Below are 21,110 nucleotides of genomic sequence, written 5' to 3' on the forward strand. Positions count from 1 at the left end.
TTTTCTATTAAAAATTAAAAAACAGAAATCTAGCACTATGCTAAACCTCTGTTTTTTCTTCTTAACCTTATTTATTTTCTAGGAATTTAAATGTATCCTTAAATTCATTATCTGTTACTTTAATATCCGCTTCTTTCAATAGATCATTGATTACTTGTTGTTTCCATTTACCTGTTGTATCTTGTAGTCTTTGTTGTTCTAAATCTTTTCGGATTTTATCTTTCACTTCATCAAACGGTTTCAATTCTTTTTTATCCGTCACTTTTATTATATGGTAGCCGTACGATGTTTTTACTGGATCACTTACTTGTCCTGCATCTAATTTATACGCAGCTTCCTCGAATTCTTTCACAGTTTGACCAGGAGCAAAACCAGCAATTTCTCCATCCTGTTCCTTTGAACCAGGATCTTCCGAATATTGCTTAGCTAGAGCAGCAAAATCTTCTCCATTATTTAATTTCTCTTTTATTTCTTTCGCAGTTTTTTCATCTTTCACTAAAATGTGACTTACTTTCATTTCTGGCTTATGGTTATCTTTCACATCTTTATCTGTGACAGTAGCTCTAACCGCTTTCTCAAGTGCGATTTCTGGCTTCATTCTTTCTTTTAGCTCATCTTCATTTTTCAATCCAGCTTGTTCTAAAGCCATTTTGAAATTATCACCCATTTGATTCTTTGCTGCTTCTACTTGTTTTTTAGCTTCTTCATCTGAAACTTTGTATTTATCTAGCAATGTTTTATTTAACATCATTTGATATAAAGTACTTTTTCCATATGTTTGTTTTAATTCTTTACTTAACTCTTTCTCTGTCACGTTTCCTACTTTTGATGTTGCAACGTTATCCGAGGAACCACACGCTGACAACGCTAGTGCCATACATGTAATAATAGTTCCTATTAAAAGCTTTTTCTTTTTCAATTCAAATACCTCACTTTAATAATTGTATATAAAAAACTATATACTGTTATTGTGAAATTAATGTGTTTTCCGTAAGTATTTCTTTTCATGTCAGAAAAAAGCTTTATTAAATACTAAAAGCCGGCTTACGAGCCGACTTTTTTTAATATCATTTAATCTGCACATGTTCTTCTTTAATCCATTTATTCCCACCTATATCTACATATCCATCCTGACGATTCCAAATGCGATAAGGTACCTTCCCATCAATCGCTCCTGTATCATTTCCATTTGGTCCATCGTACGTTCTAATTTCATATCCAGGTACGTATTTTGAATATGCATAAAACCATTGTATATTAAAATGCTCTAGCTTGGCCCATTGTTGTTCACTACCTAAACAAATCATATCTTTTTCTCCGCCTCCCCAATAACCTTTAAAGATTAAATATGGGATTTTTTTCGTAATTCTGCCTGTAAACTGTGGATTTGCAGGATCTTCATATAGATTAATACCGTATCCATCAGCATATTTTGAAACAGCAATACCAATTCCATTTGATGGCTTTATATTGTCTATACTAGATTGATTTGTACCTATAAACCAAGAAAGATCCTTATTTCCAATTAATTGATTCAAATCACATTTCCCAATACCAGGAACATTTCCTGAATCAGTATATTGCCAAATATCGCATGGATATGCTGGTTTATTCCCTCCGTAACGAGGAATCCATATAAAATCAGCATCAATATTACGCGCCCCAAATGATACATACGTATGATGCCCTACATATAAACCAACCTTTTTCGCACCTAATCGGCGTAATTCATTAATAAAGGCTTGCGTCCCGCTCTGCATATCTACCACTGTTTGCACTTCTACATCTGCCACCCAAAATTTAGCGAATTTATCACCTCGATTCCAAAAATCTTGCGCTTCTTTCTTTGCATCTGAAATAGATATAAAACGGCAAAATGCATAATTACCAAATGGTATACTACGTTTCCTCATTTCATTTACATAACTTTGATACATAAAGTCCACCGTATTCGAGCCGTCTTGTACTCTAGCAATAACTAAATCTAGCTGAGACGCTGCAATGTCCCAATTAATATTTCCATTCCATTTCGAAATATCTACAATATAACCCATTACTAATCAACTCCTTTTTATTATTAAATTCAAAGCTTGTTTTATTGTTAGACCCATATACCTAATACCAACTCTCTATAAGATAAATAAATATAATCTCATCATTTTTTCATAAAATACAACCTATCTAAAATATTTTTCTTTATATTAAAAAGATAACTTCAACTTTCTTACATATATAAGCGATAGATTTACGTTTATTTCACATGAAAAATTCATATATTTTAGCTATCATACTATTTGTAGATCAAAATAGTAGGAGGTAATTATAATGAAACCATTATATTCATTAGCAATTGGGCTTATAATTTCATTTATACCGTCAGTCACTTTCGCTGAAAGTACAAGAAAGTCCTCTGCATTACCAAATTCAAATTTATATTATCAGTCTACTGAACAACTTAAACCAATAACAGATTAATACTCAACGTTCAAGGGACAAGGCACTTTACTGTTTAATTGTAAAGATTTTACCAATTTGAAAACGACTATATATAACAATGGAAATACAACATTCAAATACGAAATTCGCAACTCAAAAGGACAATATATGATAGGAGGAAAATTAAATCTTGGATAGCATGCTATAAGTGAATTTAGTCAATCTTGGGGAGATTGGTTACCCGATGGTGAGTATACAGTTTATACAGAAACTCCTGATGGCTCTATAAGTCCACTTACTCTTTCTTCTGGGAAGTTAAACTAAAAGCCTTTTACTAATAACGTAAAACTATAATCAGTAGGGTCTTTTATCCCTCACGAATTATAACTCACACAAATCGGACTTTTACGGGCAGTAGGGCTCCTACATAGCTTTTTTACTTCTACCGAATTTTGAGGTTGCTGTCTTACTGTTTATAAATATCGGAATAAAACTATAAATAATGTGCATACTATATGTAAGCTATTTTAGCTTACACTCATGACTGACCTCCAATATTTTTCAATCTCCCTGTAACTAGGCAGCTAAATAATTAAAGCTGCCTCTTTATAATTTCCTTTTAACGGCTTATTTTATTGTAATTTCCATTTATTTATGTATACAGAATACTAACTATTTTAAAATCCAGATGCATATATGAATCTGTCACCGTGTCTTTTGTTAAATCCATTTATGAATCTATCGTATGCTTCATCTACAAAAAGATTATGTGCAATGCCCCTCCAAGATCATGTTTTGTACAATGGTATCTTACCGTTGCACGTGATATATCAGGTTTTCTAGCTATCATATTTGTACTCATGCCAGTGAATCTGTGTTTTATTATTTTCTCTACAATATTTTCATCTAACACTTTCCCGACACTTTTTCACCTTGTTGATTGGTAAAAGTGTTTTGCGTATTCCCTTGCCATTCACCCACCTCACGATAATCTCTTCTATAAAATAAAAAAGCAGCTATTAGGCTACTTTAAATTCGTCTTATCCCCAAATGAAATGATATATATATTCTCCCGTTACGCTTTCATTAATCCCAGAAATCCTAGCAAATCTCATTAAGTCCGCCCCTTGAAGAAAATACATTGTGAGCGTAACTGGTACTTGTGACCACATAAATTGATAAAGCTCATTCACTCTCTGATTCGTCGAAACTATTAAATCATTTGCAGGTCCATTATTCCATACAGAAGTTCTAACTGAGGTGAACGGAAGGTCTTTCCCATTAACCACTATTCTTGCCACACTTTGAGTTATGTCCACAGCAATTCCCTCCGTCATTACAAAAATCAGATCTGTTTCTATACTCATATTCCTGACTATAATAAATGTTTAAGGCAAACCCCTATTTTTCACTTCTATTTAGAATAATTTTTTTGTAAAATAAGGATCTGTTAATGAAAATCTTGATTTTAATAATTTTAAAACGACTGTCTGTAATTGTAACGGATTCATTTCAAAATTTTCAGATCCAGATGAACCTCTAGACGCATACACCATATACTAATTTAAATACTTATTAATAAAGCAGGTGAAAACTATGCCATCTGTTGTTGGAAATCTGATTGTACAAAATAGTAACGGTTCTTTCAATTTAGGCGATTTTTACAACGTTTCTCCAAAGGAAAATACGAAGGCTTATAATGGTTCAGGATCATCCAATGTTGCTTTTGTTGCCAATACCTTTAGCGGTGTTAGTGCAACAAACACATTCGATTCTGATGTTGCAGACCAAAACCAAGTTGGAACAGTCTAAAATTACTCATTTTCCTCTTCCTCCCCTAAATAAAACTCAATATTCCGTCAATATTGTAGACAACATTATATTTTCTCCGATTCCCCCTTGGAGATGAGCGGTTAGCTTTTGCTAACTGCTTTTTTTTGCAAATACTAATTAATTTATCCAAGCACATTTCAAAAAAAGATTCGTATGATATGGCGTATTCCTTTCTTTGAGAAAATAGTCTCGTCACGAGAGCACTTTATTAAGTGCTCTTTTTGTGTTCCAAACTAATACAAAATGAAATTTTTATATTAATCTTTGTCACACATTAAAAATTAGGAATTATATATTGAATACTAATTCAGCAGACACGAATCATTTCTTATAAGGGCGCTCTTTACTTGCGCCCTTATTTAAATACTCAACTTTATTACGCCGCATATTTTTATAAATTGTATACAGTTCCATATGGAATTGTTGAAAAAGAAATTCCGTATGGCGTAATATGATGCACTGGGTGATAATACTCCATAAATGAATAATACGGTTGTATACCTTGTTGCTGTGCTTGTAACGCTTGTTGAACAGCTTGAATTGTACTTTGTGCCCCACTATATGTTATACCAGTAGTACCATACGCCGGACGCATACTAGCTCGGGGACTAAAATATGAATAAAACATTATTATTCAACTCACTTCCAAATAAGTTATTACAAAGTATGTTATGCGTATTAATTTCAGTGAGTGTTAAACATAGTCCACTAGCTTTTATTCAAATAGCGTTTTTGTTTAGTTTTATACTATTAATCCTTTGAATCCCCCCCTACATTTCAAAAACATAATGTAGTAAAATGTATTTAATAGTTAGAATACATCGCAAATAGGAGGTTGACGTATGAATAAAAGACTTAAGATATTAATGAAAATTACACCTTTCTTAAGTGTGATTTTCATCGTAACTGGATTAGTTATGGCAATATTAGGTGCACTAGATCATAACCTCAAATTATTTACTGGTTCACTATTCCTAATTGCACAAACTGTCCTTGGAATAACATATTGGATGAGGTTTAAAAAATTGGCTTCTAAAACCTATAACGCTTAGTACCAGCTGAAATGTTAAAGTATATCTACTGAATATTTCAGCTGTCACATTCTATTCAAATAACGCTTTTATATGAAAGTCGTACACATTTTTGACACATCAACCATCACTATTACTTGAAAACTCGTGATAATATTAATTCGTCGAATACGCCAAATTTCGACATTGTACGATAACAATATCTCTCCTATAAAATCCCTGTCCCCGCAGGGATTTTCTCTTTTATTCATTATTTTTCTCTTTTGCTTCACTAAATAACTGAGTGATTTCATATACACCGTTTACGATACATTCCACCTGACTTCACTCCTTGAATAATATTTTGAAATCAATACATACTATTTCCAAGCCGCTTAATCCACGGCTGGTACTTCTTTCTTGTATTACAGCAGAAGCAGGTAGGTTCATCACTTATCTGCTTTCTCTGTATATTTTTTAAAGTATAGAAAACACTACCTACAAGCTGTTTGAACTAGCAGCTTCACTCTTCTTGTAATGGGACAGCAATTTATCACAATTGACTAGCTCATTCGACTCGCTGGCAGACAACAAAAATTGTTGTCTGCTTTTTGTATGAGAATTTTCATTTTACATATACTACTTTTGAGCCTGTTTACCAATGCAAGCCATTTTGGTGTTTTGAATTCCGACTAAGCTTTTTTGTTGCATAGATTTTTACATCTTTGACAACACTGGTTATAAGCAGATTTTCTGTTTATTCGTAGTTCTAAACCAGAATAATTTTTCTCCTATTAAAGGACAGCAGGTACGACTGCTTGTCCTTTTTTCTTTACATCGCGTACTCTCCTTTTTGGTAGCTCTGGACCGCATTAGCCTCATCATCGAAATAAGCAATTTCCCAATAAGGATGGCAATTATATTTCAGAAGTTTGACACAGCTCTGGAAAAAGCTTATAAAGAAAAGTAGGGTTCCTGATATTCGGTTCCATAATCTTAGACATACCCATGCAACATTAATGTTGCAACAAGGTATTCATCCGAAGATTGTTAGTGAACGATTAGGACATAAAAGAGTAGGTATCACATTAGACACCTACTCACATGTTGTACCAGACCTACAAGAAAAAGCAGTCGAAGATTTTGCAAACAATCTATTTCAAAAACACTAATGTTTGCAAATACGGATTTTGCATAAAAATACTAGCATATCCGTATGACAATGGAAGGAGTCAAAAACATGAGAGAAATCAAGTCTGACAAGGAATTCAAAGACATCATCGCAAGCGAGGAGCCTGTAGTTGTTAAATTCTTTACTACATGGTGCCCGGATTGCGTGCGTATGGACAACTTTATCGGAGATGTAATGGAAGAGTTCAATAAATTTGAATGGTATTCTATTAATAAAGATGAGTTACCAAGTATTGCTGAAGAGTATCAAGTAATGGGTATTCCAAGCTTACTTGTATACCAAAATGGCGAAAAGCTAGGTCACTTACATAGTGCAAATGCAAAAACTGAAGAGCAAGTTACTGAGTTTTTAGAAGCTTACTAAGAAACCAAAAAACCTCTGGATAATTTTTCAGAGGTTTTTTATTTGTTTTCACAATGTTCTTTCGTATTTTTCATGCAAATGAACATATATTAATGCTTTTCTCCTCTTCTACTTCAAGAAATCATTCTTTATCATTTCTTATATATTCTTCCTCCGGGGAATTACAAACCATCATTTTGAGAAAAATATATACGAATGGTATTAATACGAATCATTATTGGCACCACTCCTTCCTTATGCCCTATTCATCGTTAATTGTTTAACAACTTTCCACTTTGTACTTTTCAACATATTTTTCCTTAGCGAAACTTTGTTATCCCCTACTTAAAAAGCTATAAAACGTCAACAATGTTTGTATAGACCCACACGACTTTCATTTGATACCCTATTTATAGAAAGAAATTCCTTGTAGGAAGGTGAGTGATTAAAATGGATTCTCTTTCTCATAAAGAAGCTGATAAAGGTGCTATTGTCAGCATTATGGCATACATATGTTTATCCTCTATGAAAATCATCATCAGTTATATTACCCTCTCTAGCGCATTACGTGCTGACGGTTTGAATAACTTAACGGATATCGGTGCTTCTTTAGCTATATTAATCGGTCTAAAAATTTCTCGTAAGCCTCGTGATCCAGATCATCCATATGGGCATTCCCGCGCAGAACAAATCGCATCACTTGTTGCTTCTTTTATTATGGCAACAGTCGGATTAGAAGTTGTCATTAGTGCAATTCAATCGTTTTTCAATCCGAAACAAGCAGCACCTAATGTACTTGCTGCATGGGTTGCTTTATTTTCTGCTGTCGTTATGTACGGCGTATATAAGTATACGAAAAAGATTGCAATTCAAACAAAGAGTAAGTCGTTAGAAGCCGCTGCAAAAGATAATTTATCCGATGCACTCGTAAGTATTGGTACAGTAGTAGGTATAGTCGGATCACAGTTCAAAATGCCTATTTTAGACCCCATTGCTGCTTTAATTGTTGGTCTTATTATTTGTAAGACTGCATGGGAAATTTTCGTAGAAGCTTCCCATATGCTAACGGATGGCATTGATCCTGATAAAATGGATGAATATACTGATGCTGTAGGGCATATTTCAGGTGTAGAACATATTGTAGATATTCGCGCTCGTATGTATGGGAATCAAACGTATGTAGATATTACAATTGAGGTAGATGCTCAAATGGATGTTAGCGAAAGCCATTGCATTACTGACAATATTGAAGATATGCTTCGAAAAAAATTCGAAATTTACCATGCTCACATTCATGTGGAGCCCATGCAAAAAGAACCTATTATGACATAGGTTCTTTTTTAATGAACGCCTTATGAAATATAACACATAAAACGAGCCAGCTACCGCCCGCTGCCCACCCTGCTAGTATGTCAGATGGATAGTGAACACCAAGGTAAATTCGGCTAACTGAAATAGATAATACAACAAAGCTTGCTATAAAAATAATCAACAACTTTTTATGCAATGAAATACGATCTTCTGTAATTGTGACGTATGCAATAAATCCTAAAAAGGCAGTAGCATTCATCGTATGACCGCTCGGAAAGCTATATCCAGTTGCTGTAACAAGCTGTGACACATCAGGTCTTGCTCGTTCGTACCATAATTTGAGCATACTGTTCAAATAACGAGATCCGTAATAATTAATTGTTAGAAGCAATGCACTTAATATTTTTTTTCTAACAAGAAAATACATTACGAGTATAATGAGTAACGGGAAATATATTCTTTTTGAACCGATAAAGGACACCCAAGTAAAATAGGTTGTCAAATAATCGTTTCGAAAACTTTGAATAAAGTGTGCGACTACATTATCAAATTTTTCAATACAAGCGGTATGATACGAAAGTGATAGTGCGACAAAACAAATGAGTAGTGTACAACTTAACAAGTATAAATGTCGATATCGTTTCACATACATAACCTCACTATGCAAAAAAATGGAGCGGTTGTTTTAGTTTTCCTCACCATTTCTTTTTTATGCATAGTTTATTAAAAAATATAATTGTTAATTTTTTGCTGCATCGTCGGAATATCTTCGCTTGTTACTGTAAAGCGAATAACCTTCTCATCAAGATCTAGCGCTTCTGCGAATAAACCAGCTAATCCACGTGATTTTCTATCTACTTCCATAATAATTTCTAATCGGTTGTGAGCACGTGGCAAGATTAATAATTCTAATTCATCTAATTTTCCATAATGCTCACCTGAGACTGGAATAAACTCAAATTCTTGCGCAAATGGAACTTGATTACGTAAACGATACGGCAACTCTTCACATTCTATATGACGCGCTTTAAAACCTAATTGATTTACACTATCTAAAACACTATTTAATAGTACATTTGGCAGCACCTGAATGTAATCACGGTCACTAGGATCAATACTTCTTTTAATATCAAGACCCGTATGAACCCAAACCGTTTTCATACCAAGTGTAAGTGGTGCTTCAATTGGCATTGGAAACGAAAATGGAATTTCTATTTTTTCATTCGGCTCTACAGAAAATGGATCTGTTAAACGAACTCGCTCTAAATCATATGTTGCCGTCACTTTTTTATCATCCACTTCTCGTACATACGATGTCGATAACGTTAAGTAAATGCTTTCAATTTGTTGGCTAACTGATCCTCCAGTTATATGTACCTTCCCTACAATCTCTTCACCAACTATATGTTCATCTTTTTCAAGAACAGTATCTATTTTTGCATTACCAATACCAACGCTTGCTAAAAACTTTTGAAACATGGGGTCTCCATCCTTTCTAAAGCGTAAGCTACATCTTTTTTCAAATCTTGTACATTCTCATAATACGGCGTTTTTATTTGTAACATTCGCATAAGTATTTCACGATTATATTCTTCCAACACTAACTCTTCATACCATGGTTTTTCATGTTTTTCAGTAGATTCATAATCAGCATACAATAAAAATAACGCGAAATGACCGAGCGCATAAAAATCGCTACGAAACTGAACTTCTCGCATCAAAGCTTGTTCACCTTCATAAATGGTAGCTCGCTCATCACCTTCACCTTTAAATTTAGCCAATCCAAAATCAATAATACTAATTTGATTTTCTTTCATTAATATATTCGGAATGCGTAAATCTCGGTGAATAATACCTTTACTATGAAAATACGAAACAATCCCTAATATTTCATATAAAATTTCAAAAACTTCACGTTCTTTGTATACATGACCCTCTAAGAAAATATAATCTTCAAAATTCTTACCTGGCATATACTCCATCACAAAAAAGTTCTTTTTCTCCCATATGAAATGATCATGTAGACTAGGAATTGTCATATGATTTAATGTTTGTAAAATCAATTTCTCTTGTTCAAATGATTTTCTACCAGACTCATATCTTTGTTTACTTTGCCTCAATTGTTTTAAGACTTTATTTCTATTTATTTGCAAATCATTAACGACGTATGTAACCCCATAGCTACCCATTCCAATTACTGATTCAATGTTATAACGCTCTGCAACAATTGTATTTTTTCGTAGTGGTCTATCAAATAAAGCTAGTACACGACGCCATTTCATCAGCTACTTGAAAAGAAGCTACGGCTTTTGCGTTTTCTTTTATAATGATTGTGCCCATAACCAGACGAACGTTGTTTATAGTCGCTACTTGAATAAGAGCGCCCTCCATGGCGATAATCACTACTCGAATACGAACGATATTTTTTCTTTCCTAATATAGAATCAATAATTCTTTTGAACATCCCTTCACCTCTTGAATAAATTTTTTTTTAATTATACCAATAATTCTTATCTATATTTGTGACAAGTTTGTAAAGAGTAAAAAACGACGAGTTGAGCCCGCCGTTACTTTCAATCTTCCTCTTCATCAAATACTTCATCAATCATGCATTTCTCTAATAAATACTCAAATGTAATATCTGCTAGGTCCTCGATTTCTTCTCTTTTTGGAACGTATCCTCTTTCAATTAGTTGCTCATAAAAAAACTCCGCAATCTCTTCCGTATCAATTACGACTTCAATTTCCTTCATGAGCATCACTCCTTTATTTCTGTTTTATGAAAAAATCTCAAAATTATGTATATGAGATTAGAAAAATAGTTTTTCTTTTTTATAGGTCATATCATGTGGACGAGGTGCATACGATGTTAGTACAAGCTATTCAAAGGGGGAAATAATAATGGAATACCAATATGAAGTAGAGCAAACAAAAGAAGAGTTCATGCATGAAGATAAATGGGCAGACTCTCTTATTAAATGGCTTTTTATTTTTTTAATAGTTGTAGGCATACCTTACACTGCATATGTTGTTGTTCAATTTATTCTCTCTTTCTAGTTAACTATTTTTTCTCTGTCAATTTAACTAAATAATTATGAACAACATCCATTACAATTTTATATTCTTCATCTTTAAATGTATCGAATAATAATTGATAATCATTATAAATATCTAATAACCCATCAATAATTTCTTGGCGATTCGTCTTAACACTCACTTTTTTCGAATTGTTAATTGATTTCAATTTTCCTAAATCTAATTTATTCATACCAGCTTTATCTTGTTTCATTTTCTTCAAAATTGCATTTGCCGTTTGAGCATTGGCAAGTAATGTTAAATCTGACTCATCAGCCTCTAACCATTCACCATCAGTAATTCGTGACAATTCATATATTGTATCTTCCCATGCATCATTTTTATATCTCCAGACTTCTGTACGAAAACCAACAATACGAAAAACATCTTTATCATATCCAGTTACTTGCACGAGATCACCAAACGTAAAGTTATAATTTAATTCAATCCACTCTGTGTCGCCCTTTTTCATTTCTTGCTCCGTTACATGCTGCAGAGTTTGCTCTACATAAAATCCATCATGATTATTTACTTCGTATACATAAACACCATCTAAAATCTTCATATTTGTAATTTTCCCAACGGTTCCATATAGCGTAATCACGACTATGTCCCCTACGTTATATTTAGGTTGTTTTTTTCTTGCCATCTATATCTCTCCTTTTTTTGACGTCGTGATTTTGATAACAGTATATGCAACCTACATAAAAACGCTTATCACAGAAGCTTATATTCAGAAATTTTTTCGATAAAAAAATATAAACAAGTAGAATTTGTATTTAACTCAAAAAAGCTAGTATTTATACTAGCTTTCATTAATCATTTATGTCCTAACAAAAAGACGTATTATAAATAAAAAAACATAAAGAGTACTTCGCTTCCTAAAAGTAATGTATTCCTTATGTTTTCATTTACATAACACTTCAATATCGTTATCTCTCTTGTATGTATAAATCCCATGCTTCATCAAATATAGACATACTTTCTAGCATTCCACTTAACTCTAAGTATGAACTAATTTCATCATAGTCTTCAGATTGCTTCGGAAAACTTAAATCATCATACATCGCCTCTGCTAAATCTGATATTTCATTTCTAAATAAAGCTGCACGGTGCTTCATCATATAATGGTAAAATGTCTTTTTCAAAAATATTCCCTACCTTTCTAACTTGGGTACATTATACAAGGCAAAAAAGAAAAAAACCAGCATAAAAGCTGGTTAAAAGTCGAAATAATTCCTTTTTAATAATCTTGGCCTTCCCATCAACTCTTCATATGTTAGTTGTTTTGGCAAGTCTTTCGTATAAATTAAAAATAACTGATCTTCAATTTCTTTTACAGTATGATCTGATTGATAGTCCATACCACATGAGGAACAAGAAATACATGGTGTCTCTTGGATTTCAATGGCTTTCGTACCATCTGGTAATTCCCAATATACAGTATTCAAGCTTTCTTTCGCTTCTGTACTGTCACACCACATACAATTCATACTGCATCACCCTCAGTTTTTTTGTCATCTTCTAACTTAGCCATTTGTGATTGATACTTTTTATCTTTTAGTTGGTCACGCTTATCACGTTTATCTTTTAAAGATGCATGAGTTTCATTATCTTCGTAATCTTTACGACGATTCATACGCTGTAAGTCATCTGGAACAAGGTTAAATTTCTTATCGCTCATTAGACCTGCAATACCAACGTCAGAACGTTTCTCTTCATAAGTCGGATAAATTTCTTTAAAGTAGCCTTCTGCTCTTCCTGGAATATAATTTTCTGGCTCTGGATACGTCGTAATAACACCTTCAAAGTTACGAAGAACAACTTTATCCGCACTTTGTGAAATTAAATAGTTTGGCTGTAACGCAATTTTTCCGCCTCCGCCAGGTGCATCAACAACGAATGTTGGTACCGCATAACCAGATGTATGTCCACGTAAGCCTTCAATAATTTCAAGACCTTTAGAAACAGGAGCACGGAAATGACCGATACCTTCTGATAAATCACATTGATAAATGTAATATGGACGAACACGAATTTTTACTAAATCATGCATAAGTTTTTTCATAATTGGAACGCTGTCATTAATTCCAGCTAAAATTACCGCTTGGTTTCCAATTGGAACACCTGCATTTGCAAGCATTTCACATGCTTTTTTCGATTCTTCTGTAATTTCAATTGAAGTATTGAAGTGTGTATTTAACCATACTGGATGGTATTTTTTAATAATATTACATAAGTTCTCTGTAATACGCTGCGGGAATACAACCGGTGCTCTCGTTCCGATACGAATAATTTCCACATGTGGAATCTCTCGTAAATTTTTTAATACATATTCTAAAATTTTATCGTTAATTAGAAGACCGTCACCACCAGAGATTAATACATCTCGTACTTGTGGTGTTTCACGAATATAAGCAATCGCATCATCTAATTGTTTCTTCGGTACACCCATTCCAATTTGTCCACTAAAGCGACGGCGTGTACAGTAACGACAATACATAGAACATTGATTTGTTACTAAGAATAAAACGCGGTCTGGATAACGATGCGTTAATCCTGGAACTGGTGAATCTTCATCTTCATGAAGAGGATCTTCTAAATCATATTTTGTTTTATATAACTCTTCCGAAATCGGTACTGATTGCATCCGAATCGGACAGCGTGGGTCATCAGGATTCATTAGCCAAGCATAGTACGGTGTAATGTTTAACGGGATCGTTTTCGTTGAAATTTTAACACCCTCTTCTTCTTCAGGTGTTAAATTAATCACTTTCTTTAAGTCATCTAAAGTTTTGATCGTATTCGTTAATTGCCAAACCCAATCATTCCATTGCTCTTCTGTAACATCTTTCCATAATTCGATATCCTTCCAGTGACGATTTGGTTTGTATACATCATGTAACATTGCTATTCCCCCTTTTTATACGCTCATCCTTTATATAAGCAATAATTATGCCAACTTTCTATTCTTGATAAGTAAATGTGAGAAGTACCCTATTACATAAGGAAAAAAATATTTTTTAGTGCTGTACTAAAACGATATATAATATCATATTCATTACTTTTTATATATGTAAACGCTCTTTTATTGGTGCAAACACACAAAAACCGCCGATTATTCGGCGGTTTTGTCGTACTTGCTCAGTTTATATTGAAGCGTTTGACGCGGAATTCCTAACATTTTTGCTGCTTGCAAAATATTCCCTTCCGTTTCAATTAACGCTTGATCTATTAATTCCTTTTCTGTTTGATGAAGAGCTTCCCTAAGCGGTAATATACTTTTCTTCTTCGGAGTTTTCTCTTTCCGAAATGTACGCGGTAAACAATTAGCTGTTAATGAACTTCCTTCCGCAATAATGACAGCATGTTCTATCGTATGTTTTAATTCACGAACATTTCCGGGCCATTGATAAGCTTGTAATCTTTCCTTTGCTTCCTTATCAATTTGAAGTACTCCTTTTTTATAGCTTTTATTATATTCTTTCAAAAAATAAGACGCTAATAACAATACATCTTCAGTTCTTTCGCGAAGCGGTGGGATATATAACGAAAATACATTTAATCGATAGTATAGATCAGTACGAATCTTATTTTCTCTTAAACATACTTCTGGTGGCTGATTCATCGCCGTAATAACACGAACATCTACTTTTCTCGTCTTATTATCACCAATGCGGCGAATAACCCCATCCTCTAATACACGTAGCATTTTCGCTTGTAAATCAAGCGGCATTGAATTAAGTTCATCTAAAAATAATGTCCCTCCATCCACAAGTTCAAATAATCCAGCCCGTTCAATTGCCCCTGTATAACTGCCTTTTGTCGTGCCAAACAGCAAACTCTCTAATAACGACTCTGGCAAAGCTGCACAGTTTTGTGCAATAAACGGCTTATTTTTTCGTTTAGAAGCTTCATGAATCGCTTGCACAAATAGCTCTTTCCCCGTTCCAGTTTCACCATATATTAAAACATTCGCATCGGTTGGTGCTACTTTTTGTGCTAACTCTTTCGTCTGTTTAAAACGGGAATCATCAGTTACAATTGTCTCGAATGCAACATGCTTTTTCACCGTTTTTTTGCTAGTCGATCGTTTTATTTTCGATTGTAGATCTACAATCGTATCAGTAAGCTTTTGAATTGTAGAATAATCTTTCGCAATTTCTACGGCACCAGCAATGTTTCCATCTATCAAAATAGGTAACGTCGTATTTACCGTACAAACGTCTTCCCCATTTAAATTTTGGTAATGTTGAACTTGATGTACGATTGGCTTTTTTGTGTTTAATACTTTCATCAATGTACTTGTTTCTCTTGATAATGACGGGAATGCTTCTAATAAATGCTTTCCTAGTACATTCTCAATTTTAGATCCATCATGTTTTGCGGCAACTGTATTATAAAAGATTGTAATCCCATTTTCATCTACTGCATGTATGGCCTCATCTATACTGCCCAAAATCGCTTCAATGACTTCCTGTGTCGAAACTGCTAGCAATGTCATCCCCCCTTTTGCCAAAAATTCAGCAAATTCAATGCCGAATTTTTGGCATCCCTCTGTGCGATTATAAGCATGACGATTCCGTTCTATTATTTTTATTATGATTATATATATTTCTTTTACCTATTTATAATTAGATAAAGTGAAACTTTAATCAGTGGGGGTTTTATTCATCCCCCACTGATTGTTAGTTGCACCAATCGGGCGTTTACGGGCAGTTGATCTCCCACCTAACTTCCTCGCATTCTCCGAATTTTGAGGTGGGAGTCTTACTGCCCGTTAATGCGGGATAAATCTTTTACCCATATATTCATATCTTCCAACTTATCAAAAATGTAACAATTATTCGCAAGTCTTCCTGTGTACGTATAGCCTAGTTGATGAAAGGCTGCATTCATACCGAAAGAAAGCGAACGAGCAATTGTATAGGAACAAAAAATAGATTTTTCTTGGAGCTCTTCCTCTAACTTAATTAGTAAACTTTTCATAAACCCATGTTTTCGATATTCAGGTAAGGTAGCACAATTCGTTAATTCTGCATTTCCTTCTTTCACATTCATTTCAGCAGACGCTGTACTAATAATTTGTCCGTCGAATTCATATACGTAGTAAATTGTATCGTCTTCCTTCATCGTCTGCTTTACATAGCTCGCTTCATTTAAAGGTGTTGGATAAACTTCAAATACCTTTCCAAAGACGGTTGCTAATTCGACTGCGTCTTCTTCGGTCGCTTTTCTTAACACAAACTTCTCTGGAATTTCTTTTCCCTTTACTTCTTTTGCTTTTACACCGCTTAAAATAGTATCTTCTTCAGTCCAATGAATACTATTTCGTCTTTCCTCATTATGATATTTCACGAAGAAGTACGCATCGTGCCCTTGAAAATAGTGAGGTATTGTTGCTTCTAATAAGAAACCGAAAGAGAGCCATGTTGAAACATGCTCTCCCTTTCCTTTTATAATACATTTAGTGAAAGAATGCTTCTCTGCTAATTCGTCAATTGTTTGTATAATACTTTCAACATTCCCTGTATAGTGGTCTACTCTAATACGTTTATTAAAATAGTCTAAAACTCCTTCTACTGTATAGTGCTTCGTCTGTTCTCTAAAAGATTCATAGTATTTCATTTTTTCACCTCACACCAATCTAGTAATGTACATGCAATAATTTTTGCGGCAGCAATCATTTTATCAACTTCTATATATTCGTTTGGATAGTGTGCTACTTTCGTCTCTCCTGGGCCAAATACTATCGTTGGTACATTAGCGATTTGTGTGAACAAACCTCCATCTGTTCCCCATGGAGATGCTTCTATAATCGGTTCGTTCCCTTCAATTTCAACAAAGTTATGTTGAAGCGTCTTAATAAGCTCATGCTCTTCATCTAGCTCACCAGGGACCCATCTCGCTCCAAACCATTCCACTTCTACTGGATTTTCCACAAACCAACTGTCCACATCATTTAATTCACCGATCCAGCTTTCAAATTCTTCTTTTGCTGCCTCTATAGTCTCATTCGGCGCAATACCACATCTTCCTTCTAAAATTAACGAATCAGGAACAGAACTTGGCCAGCTACCACCTTCAATTTTTCCAATATTAATTGGAATTGGAATCGGAATTCCTTTAAATAACGGATCTGTAATTCGACCATTCCTCTTCTCTTCTAATTTTCTCAAATGCTCTACAACAAACATACTTTTTTCAATTGCACTTACTCCTTCATAACGTGTACCACCGTGTGCTGCTTTTCCTTTTACATGTAGGCGAAACCACATTGAACCTTGTTGTTTCGGGAAAAACTTCATATTTGTTGGCTCTGGAATAATAACGCCATCTGCCTTATATCCACGTAAAATAGCTGCTAAAGTACCCGCACCACCACTCTCTTCTTCTATAACACTTTGAAAATGAATATCGCCTTTTAATTCAATACGAGACTCAATAATTGCTTCCATCGCAAGCATAAGTGCGACATTGCCACCCTTCATATCCGTCGTTCCACGGCCATATATACGATTTCCTATTTTCTCACCACTATAAGGATGATGGTCCCACTGATTTACATCCCCTTCTGGTACAACATCAATATGTCCATTTAAAATCATAGATTTCCCATCACCACTACCTTTTAAAGTTGCTACAATGTTCGGGCTGTCTGAAAAACTTGTGCGCGGTGATACAAAATAAGGATGATCTTTCATTTTTGTAAACGAAGGCTCCCAAATATCGAGGTCTAGACCTAACTCACGCAATTTTTCAATAACAATTGCCTGCGCACCACTTTCATCACCAGATACGCTCTTTTCTTGAATTAATCGCTTTAAAAATTTTACACTTTCTTCTTCATGACTCTCAATATAATCACAAACTTGTTTTTTTAATTGCTCCATAGATTACAACTCCCCTCATTCAATTACTAGTAAATTTGAGCTTATATGAAAATCAGCCGCTGTATGTCGTTTTACATCTTCTACTGTGTATGGTCCCATTAATTCTTGTAAAACGAGTCCACTCGTAGTCACTTCCATAACGGCCATATCTGTAATAATTAAATCTACACATTTTTTCGAAGTTAATGGCAATGTACACTCTGAAACAATTTTTGCATTTCCATATTTATCGACATGATTCATCACAACAACGACCCGTTTCGCTTTTTGTGCTAAATCCATTGCTCCCCCAATACCCGGAACACGTTTTCCTGGTACAATCCAGTTCGCTAAATCACCATTTTCACTTACTTGTAATGAGCCAAGAATCGTTACATCAAGTAAGCCTTTTCGAATCATACCAAATGCTGTGCAGCTATCGAAATAACTCGCTCCTGTAATAAGAGATGTTGGTAAACCCGCTGCGTTACATAAATTCTCATCTTCATTCCCTTTACTAGGCGTTGGTCCCATACCTACAATGCCGTTTTCTGCATGAAACATAACATTCATATCTTTTGGTAAATGATTCGGTACAAGCGATGGAATCCCAATACCTAAATTTACAATCATGCCATTTTGAATTTCTTTCGCTGCACGTCTTGCAATCTTATCTCTCACTTCTACGCCCATACCCATTTCCAATTCACTCCTTCCGATGGCACGATATAATTTACGAATACACCTGGAACGACAATTTCCTCTGGATCTAAACTTCCAAGTGGAACAATTTCTTCTACTTCTACAATCGTTATATCCCCAGCCATGGCTACATGAGGATTCATATTACGAGCGCTTTTATCAAATACAAGATTGCCAAACGGGTCCGCTTTTTTCGCATATACAATTGCAACTTCAGCTGTTAATGCTGTTTCAACTAAATATGTCTTTCCATTCATTTCAACTGTGCGTTTGCCTTCTTCTACAATCGTATCAACACCAACATCGACTAATATACCACCAAGCCCTACGCCGCCAGCACGAATGCGCTCTGCTAAAGTTCCTTGTGGAGAAAACTCAATTTGTAATCTTCCTTCATTTAACTGTCTTCCCGCATTTGGATTTGATCCAATATGAGAAGTAACTAAAGATTTAACTCTTTCATTCGTAACAAGACGGCCGATTCCTACATCGGGAAATCCAGTATCATTTCCTATTAAATTTAAATTCGTAACTCCTTTTTCTAAAATAGCCTGGATTAAAGATGGAGGGGATCCGATCCCTCCAAATCCCCCAAACATTAATGTCATATCATCATGGAACAAAGAAATTACTTCCTCTATTTCTTTTAATTTACCAAATGTATTTGTAATAGTTGTCATGCGATACTATGCCCTCCTTTTTGCATCATCTCTTCCACACTCTTTGCAAAAATTGAAAGTAATTCATCTAATTCGGAATATGTAGTTGTCATTGGTGGTGCCACAAGCAGTGCACTATCCTCTTTTCCTGCTTGCCCTGAAACAGCTTGGTATAAGAGAAGTCCATTTTTAGCTGCAACTGAAATGAGCTCCGACGCCTTTGTAAACGGTTGCAATTCTATTCCAATCAGCAACCCTTTCCCGCGCACATCGGCAATGATTGTCGATTGTTGTTGAACTTTCTGTAACCCTTTTATTAAATATTCTCCCTTTTCCGCTGTTTTTTCAGGTAGATTATGTTTCTCCATATATTCAATAACAGCTAAAGCTGTCGCCGCAGACAATGGATTTGCACTTAGCGTATGCCCGCTCATAACAGAACGTGATCCTCGTAAAATCGGCTCCATAACGCGGTCACTTACAATTGTCGCTGCCATCGGTGTATAACCCGCTCCTAATCCCTTACCAAGCGTCATAATATCCGGCTCTACACCCCAGTGCTCCATCGCAAACCATGCACCAGTACGACCGAGCCCAGTCATTACTTCATCTGCAATAAATAAAATATCGTAATGACTACAAATATCTTTAATTACTTTATAATATTCTTTCGGTGGGACAACCGCGCCTCCAGCTGCTCCGATAATCGGTTCAGCGATAAAAGCTGCAATATGCTCTGCACCAATTCGATCAATTGCTCTTTCTAGTTCAGTCGCACAAGAAAGCTGACAAGTTGGATACACCTTTTGGACAGGACATCTAAAACAATATGGAGCTGGAACAGTTGGGTAATCTTCCAAAATAGACACGAAACGTTGTCTGCGCAGCGGGTGCCCAGACATAGATAAAGCTCCCATTGTAATACCGTGATAGCTCATCCACCGTGACAAAATTTTATGTTTCCCTTGAATACCACGCTCCTGAAAATGCTGAATTGCGATTTTCATAGCTGTTTCATTCGCTTCCGTACCACTATTCACAAAAAAGCTCCAGTTCAAATCGCCTACACTTAAGTCACTTAACTTCTTCGCCAACTTTTCAGCTGGTTCACTCGTAAACTGTGATCTATAAACGAAAGCGATTTCCTCTGCCTGCTTTTTAATTACCTCCGCAATCTCTGCTACGCCATGTCCGATACCTGCCGTAATCGCTCCTGACGAACCATCAAAATATTTATTTCCATTTTGATCATATAAGTACACACCTTTTCCATGTGAGATCATTGGATACGGCTGACCAACAAGTGGCTTAATTAAGTAATCGCGCATAGCGCTCCCCCATTTCTCCAATTTGTATATATATATGAAGAAAATTGACGTTTCTTTCATAAAAAAAGAATTCTCTGCAAAAGCAGTGAACATATCAAAAAACTATTATAAAATATACAAATGAGTGCTAAATATTAGTATAAAACAGAAAATTCAGAACTTAAATCAAAGACCAACCCTTGCCTATACGCTTTCATTACCCTCCCTTATATAAAATAAACAACTAAACAACTATTCTCTTAATATAATGTCAGTTTCCCTCATTTGCTGACATTGTGTAAACTTCGACGGAACTCCTGTTATTCTCCTTCCTATTCCATTACTTTATATTGCATATTTTCAAACAAAAT

General features: G+C 34.8%; 25 protein-coding genes and 1 pseudogene. 7 read left to right on the forward strand and 19 right to left on the reverse strand.

From position 1 onward, the window contains the following. Positions 1-67: 67 nt before the first annotated feature. A complete protein-coding gene (locus ACTFQM_RS03950; protein WP_440033516.1) occupies positions 68-919 on the reverse strand; it encodes a peptidylprolyl isomerase PrsA in 852 nt (283 codons plus the stop codon). Between the two features lie 148 nt (positions 920-1,067). Then, positions 1,068-2,054, reverse strand: coding sequence for a glycoside hydrolase family 25 protein (locus ACTFQM_RS03955; RefSeq protein ID WP_440033517.1), 987 nt, complete (start codon positions 2,052-2,054; stop codon positions 1,068-1,070). Positions 2,055-2,325: 271 nt separating this feature from the next. On the opposite strand from ACTFQM_RS03955, the gene ACTFQM_RS03960 reads away from it, so the two are divergent. Next, positions 2,326-2,475: a hypothetical protein gene (locus tag ACTFQM_RS03960; protein WP_440033518.1), complete on the forward strand. Its 150-nt coding sequence runs from the start codon at positions 2,326-2,328 to the stop codon at positions 2,473-2,475. A 1,001-nt stretch (positions 2,476-3,476) separates the two neighbouring features. Here the strand turns inward: ACTFQM_RS03960 and ACTFQM_RS03965 are convergent. Further along, positions 3,477-3,773, reverse strand: a complete 297-nt coding sequence (locus ACTFQM_RS03965; protein ID WP_440034381.1) for a hypothetical protein — start codon at positions 3,771-3,773, stop codon at positions 3,477-3,479. Positions 3,774-4,032: 259 nt separating this feature from the next. Here ACTFQM_RS03965 and ACTFQM_RS03970 point away from each other — a divergent pair, with 259 nt between their 5' ends. Continuing rightward, a complete protein-coding gene (locus tag ACTFQM_RS03970; protein WP_440033519.1) occupies positions 4,033-4,248 on the forward strand; it encodes a spore germination protein in 216 nt (71 codons plus the stop codon). A 412-nt stretch (positions 4,249-4,660) separates the two neighbouring features. Here the strand turns inward: ACTFQM_RS03970 and ACTFQM_RS03975 are convergent, their stop codons facing one another. Next, positions 4,661-4,897, reverse strand: coding sequence for a DUF3947 family protein (locus ACTFQM_RS03975; RefSeq protein ID WP_440033520.1), 237 nt, complete (start codon positions 4,895-4,897; stop codon positions 4,661-4,663). 214 nt (positions 4,898-5,111) lie between these two features. Here ACTFQM_RS03975 and ACTFQM_RS03980 point away from each other — a divergent pair, with 214 nt between their 5' ends. From ACTFQM_RS03980 to ACTFQM_RS03995, 4 genes and pseudogenes are all read left to right on the forward strand, one after another. Beyond that, entirely contained in the window at positions 5,112-5,321 is a 210-nt protein-coding gene (locus tag ACTFQM_RS03980) for a hypothetical protein (RefSeq protein ID WP_265620284.1), read from the forward strand. Positions 5,322-6,202: 881 nt separating this feature from the next. Beyond that, positions 6,203-6,451: pseudogene (locus tag ACTFQM_RS03985) on the forward strand (tyrosine-type recombinase/integrase); the annotation flags it as partial. Between the two features lie 68 nt (positions 6,452-6,519). Then, entirely contained in the window at positions 6,520-6,834 is a 315-nt protein-coding gene (locus ACTFQM_RS03990) for a thioredoxin family protein (RefSeq protein ID WP_025150916.1), read from the forward strand. A gap of 429 nt (positions 6,835-7,263) precedes the next feature. Then, positions 7,264-8,145: a cation diffusion facilitator family transporter gene (locus tag ACTFQM_RS03995; protein ID WP_440033521.1), complete on the forward strand. Its 882-nt coding sequence runs from the start codon at positions 7,264-7,266 to the stop codon at positions 8,143-8,145. Here ACTFQM_RS03995 and ACTFQM_RS04000 read toward each other — a convergent pair. The 5 genes from ACTFQM_RS04000 to ACTFQM_RS04020 form a co-directional block, all read right to left on the reverse strand. Then, on the reverse strand, positions 8,135-8,770 hold the full coding sequence (locus ACTFQM_RS04000; RefSeq protein WP_002171822.1) for a phosphatase PAP2 family protein: 636 nt from the start codon (positions 8,768-8,770) through the stop codon (positions 8,135-8,137). The genes ACTFQM_RS03995 and ACTFQM_RS04000 overlap by 11 nt on opposite strands. A 77-nt stretch (positions 8,771-8,847) precedes the next feature. After that, positions 8,848-9,603 (reverse strand): sporulation protein, encoded by a 756-nt coding sequence (locus tag ACTFQM_RS04005; protein WP_440033522.1) that lies wholly within the window; start codon positions 9,601-9,603, stop codon positions 8,848-8,850. After that, positions 9,585-10,406, reverse strand: coding sequence for a serine/threonine protein kinase (locus ACTFQM_RS04010; protein ID WP_440033523.1), 822 nt, complete (start codon positions 10,404-10,406; stop codon positions 9,585-9,587). The genes ACTFQM_RS04005 and ACTFQM_RS04010 overlap by 19 nt, the downstream gene beginning before the upstream one ends. Continuing rightward, positions 10,406-10,588 carry a hypothetical protein gene (locus ACTFQM_RS04015; protein WP_440033524.1) on the reverse strand — a complete coding sequence of 61 codons (183 nt, stop codon included), beginning with the start codon at positions 10,586-10,588 and terminating at the stop codon, positions 10,406-10,408. Before ACTFQM_RS04015 ends, ACTFQM_RS04010 begins: the two co-directional genes overlap by 1 nt. Positions 10,589-10,697: 109 nt before the next feature. Further along, on the reverse strand, positions 10,698-10,877 hold the full coding sequence (locus ACTFQM_RS04020; protein ID WP_000658452.1) for a YozD family protein: 180 nt from the start codon (positions 10,875-10,877) through the stop codon (positions 10,698-10,700). Positions 10,878-11,025: 148 nt separating this feature from the next. Between ACTFQM_RS04020 and ACTFQM_RS04025 the strand changes: the two genes are divergently transcribed. Next, positions 11,026-11,181, forward strand: a complete 156-nt coding sequence (locus tag ACTFQM_RS04025; RefSeq protein WP_002171818.1) for a DUF3930 family protein — start codon at positions 11,026-11,028, stop codon at positions 11,179-11,181. 4 nt (positions 11,182-11,185) lie between these two features. Here ACTFQM_RS04025 and ACTFQM_RS04030 read toward each other — a convergent pair whose 3' ends face one another. The 10 genes from ACTFQM_RS04030 to ACTFQM_RS04075 all read right to left on the reverse strand — a co-directional run bounded on the left by ACTFQM_RS04030 (position 11,186) and on the right by ACTFQM_RS04075 (position 20,760). Next, a complete protein-coding gene (locus ACTFQM_RS04030; protein ID WP_002171817.1) occupies positions 11,186-11,848 on the reverse strand; it encodes a hypothetical protein in 663 nt (220 codons plus the stop codon). A gap of 283 nt (positions 11,849-12,131) precedes the next feature. Further along, positions 12,132-12,347, reverse strand: coding sequence for a YozE family protein (locus tag ACTFQM_RS04035; protein WP_002171816.1), 216 nt, complete (start codon positions 12,345-12,347; stop codon positions 12,132-12,134). A gap of 72 nt (positions 12,348-12,419) precedes the next feature. Further along, a complete protein-coding gene (locus tag ACTFQM_RS04040; protein ID WP_000995763.1) occupies positions 12,420-12,692 on the reverse strand; it encodes a YokU family protein in 273 nt (90 codons plus the stop codon). Further along, positions 12,689-14,107 carry a lysine 2,3-aminomutase gene (gene ablA / locus ACTFQM_RS04045; RefSeq protein ID WP_002171815.1) on the reverse strand — a complete coding sequence of 473 codons (1,419 nt, stop codon included), beginning with the start codon at positions 14,105-14,107 and terminating at the stop codon, positions 12,689-12,691. Before ablA ends, ACTFQM_RS04040 begins: the two co-directional genes overlap by 4 nt. Positions 14,108-14,317: 210 nt before the next feature. Next, positions 14,318-15,703 (reverse strand): arginine utilization transcriptional regulator RocR, encoded by a 1,386-nt coding sequence (rocR, locus tag ACTFQM_RS04050; protein WP_088030289.1) that lies wholly within the window; start codon positions 15,701-15,703, stop codon positions 14,318-14,320. Positions 15,704-15,969: 266 nt separating this feature from the next. Beyond that, a complete protein-coding gene (gene ablB / locus ACTFQM_RS04055; protein ID WP_429699642.1) occupies positions 15,970-16,827 on the reverse strand; it encodes a putative beta-lysine N-acetyltransferase in 858 nt (285 codons plus the stop codon). Further along, positions 16,824-18,092, reverse strand: a complete 1,269-nt coding sequence (locus ACTFQM_RS04060; protein ID WP_002171812.1) for a peptidase — start codon at positions 18,090-18,092, stop codon at positions 16,824-16,826. Before ACTFQM_RS04060 ends, ablB begins: the two co-directional genes overlap by 4 nt. A 15-nt stretch (positions 18,093-18,107) precedes the next feature. Then, the gene (locus ACTFQM_RS04065) at positions 18,108-18,770 is read right to left on the reverse strand and encodes a CoA transferase subunit B (protein ID WP_002171811.1); all 663 of its coding nucleotides are present in this window, start codon (positions 18,768-18,770) and stop codon (positions 18,108-18,110) included. Continuing rightward, positions 18,755-19,453 (reverse strand): acetate CoA-transferase subunit alpha, encoded by a 699-nt coding sequence (atoD, locus tag ACTFQM_RS04070; RefSeq protein WP_440033525.1) that lies wholly within the window; start codon positions 19,451-19,453, stop codon positions 18,755-18,757. Before atoD ends, ACTFQM_RS04065 begins: the two co-directional genes overlap by 16 nt. Then, positions 19,450-20,760 carry an aspartate aminotransferase family protein gene (locus ACTFQM_RS04075; protein WP_002171809.1) on the reverse strand — a complete coding sequence of 437 codons (1,311 nt, stop codon included), beginning with the start codon at positions 20,758-20,760 and terminating at the stop codon, positions 19,450-19,452. Before ACTFQM_RS04075 ends, atoD begins: the two co-directional genes overlap by 4 nt. Between the last annotated feature and the right edge of the window lie 350 nt (positions 20,761-21,110).

The sequence above is a fragment of the Bacillus cereus group sp. MYBK30-2 genome (assembly GCF_051915945.1).
Lineage (GTDB): Bacteria > Bacillota > Bacilli > Bacillales > Bacillaceae_G > Bacillus_A > Bacillus_A paramycoides.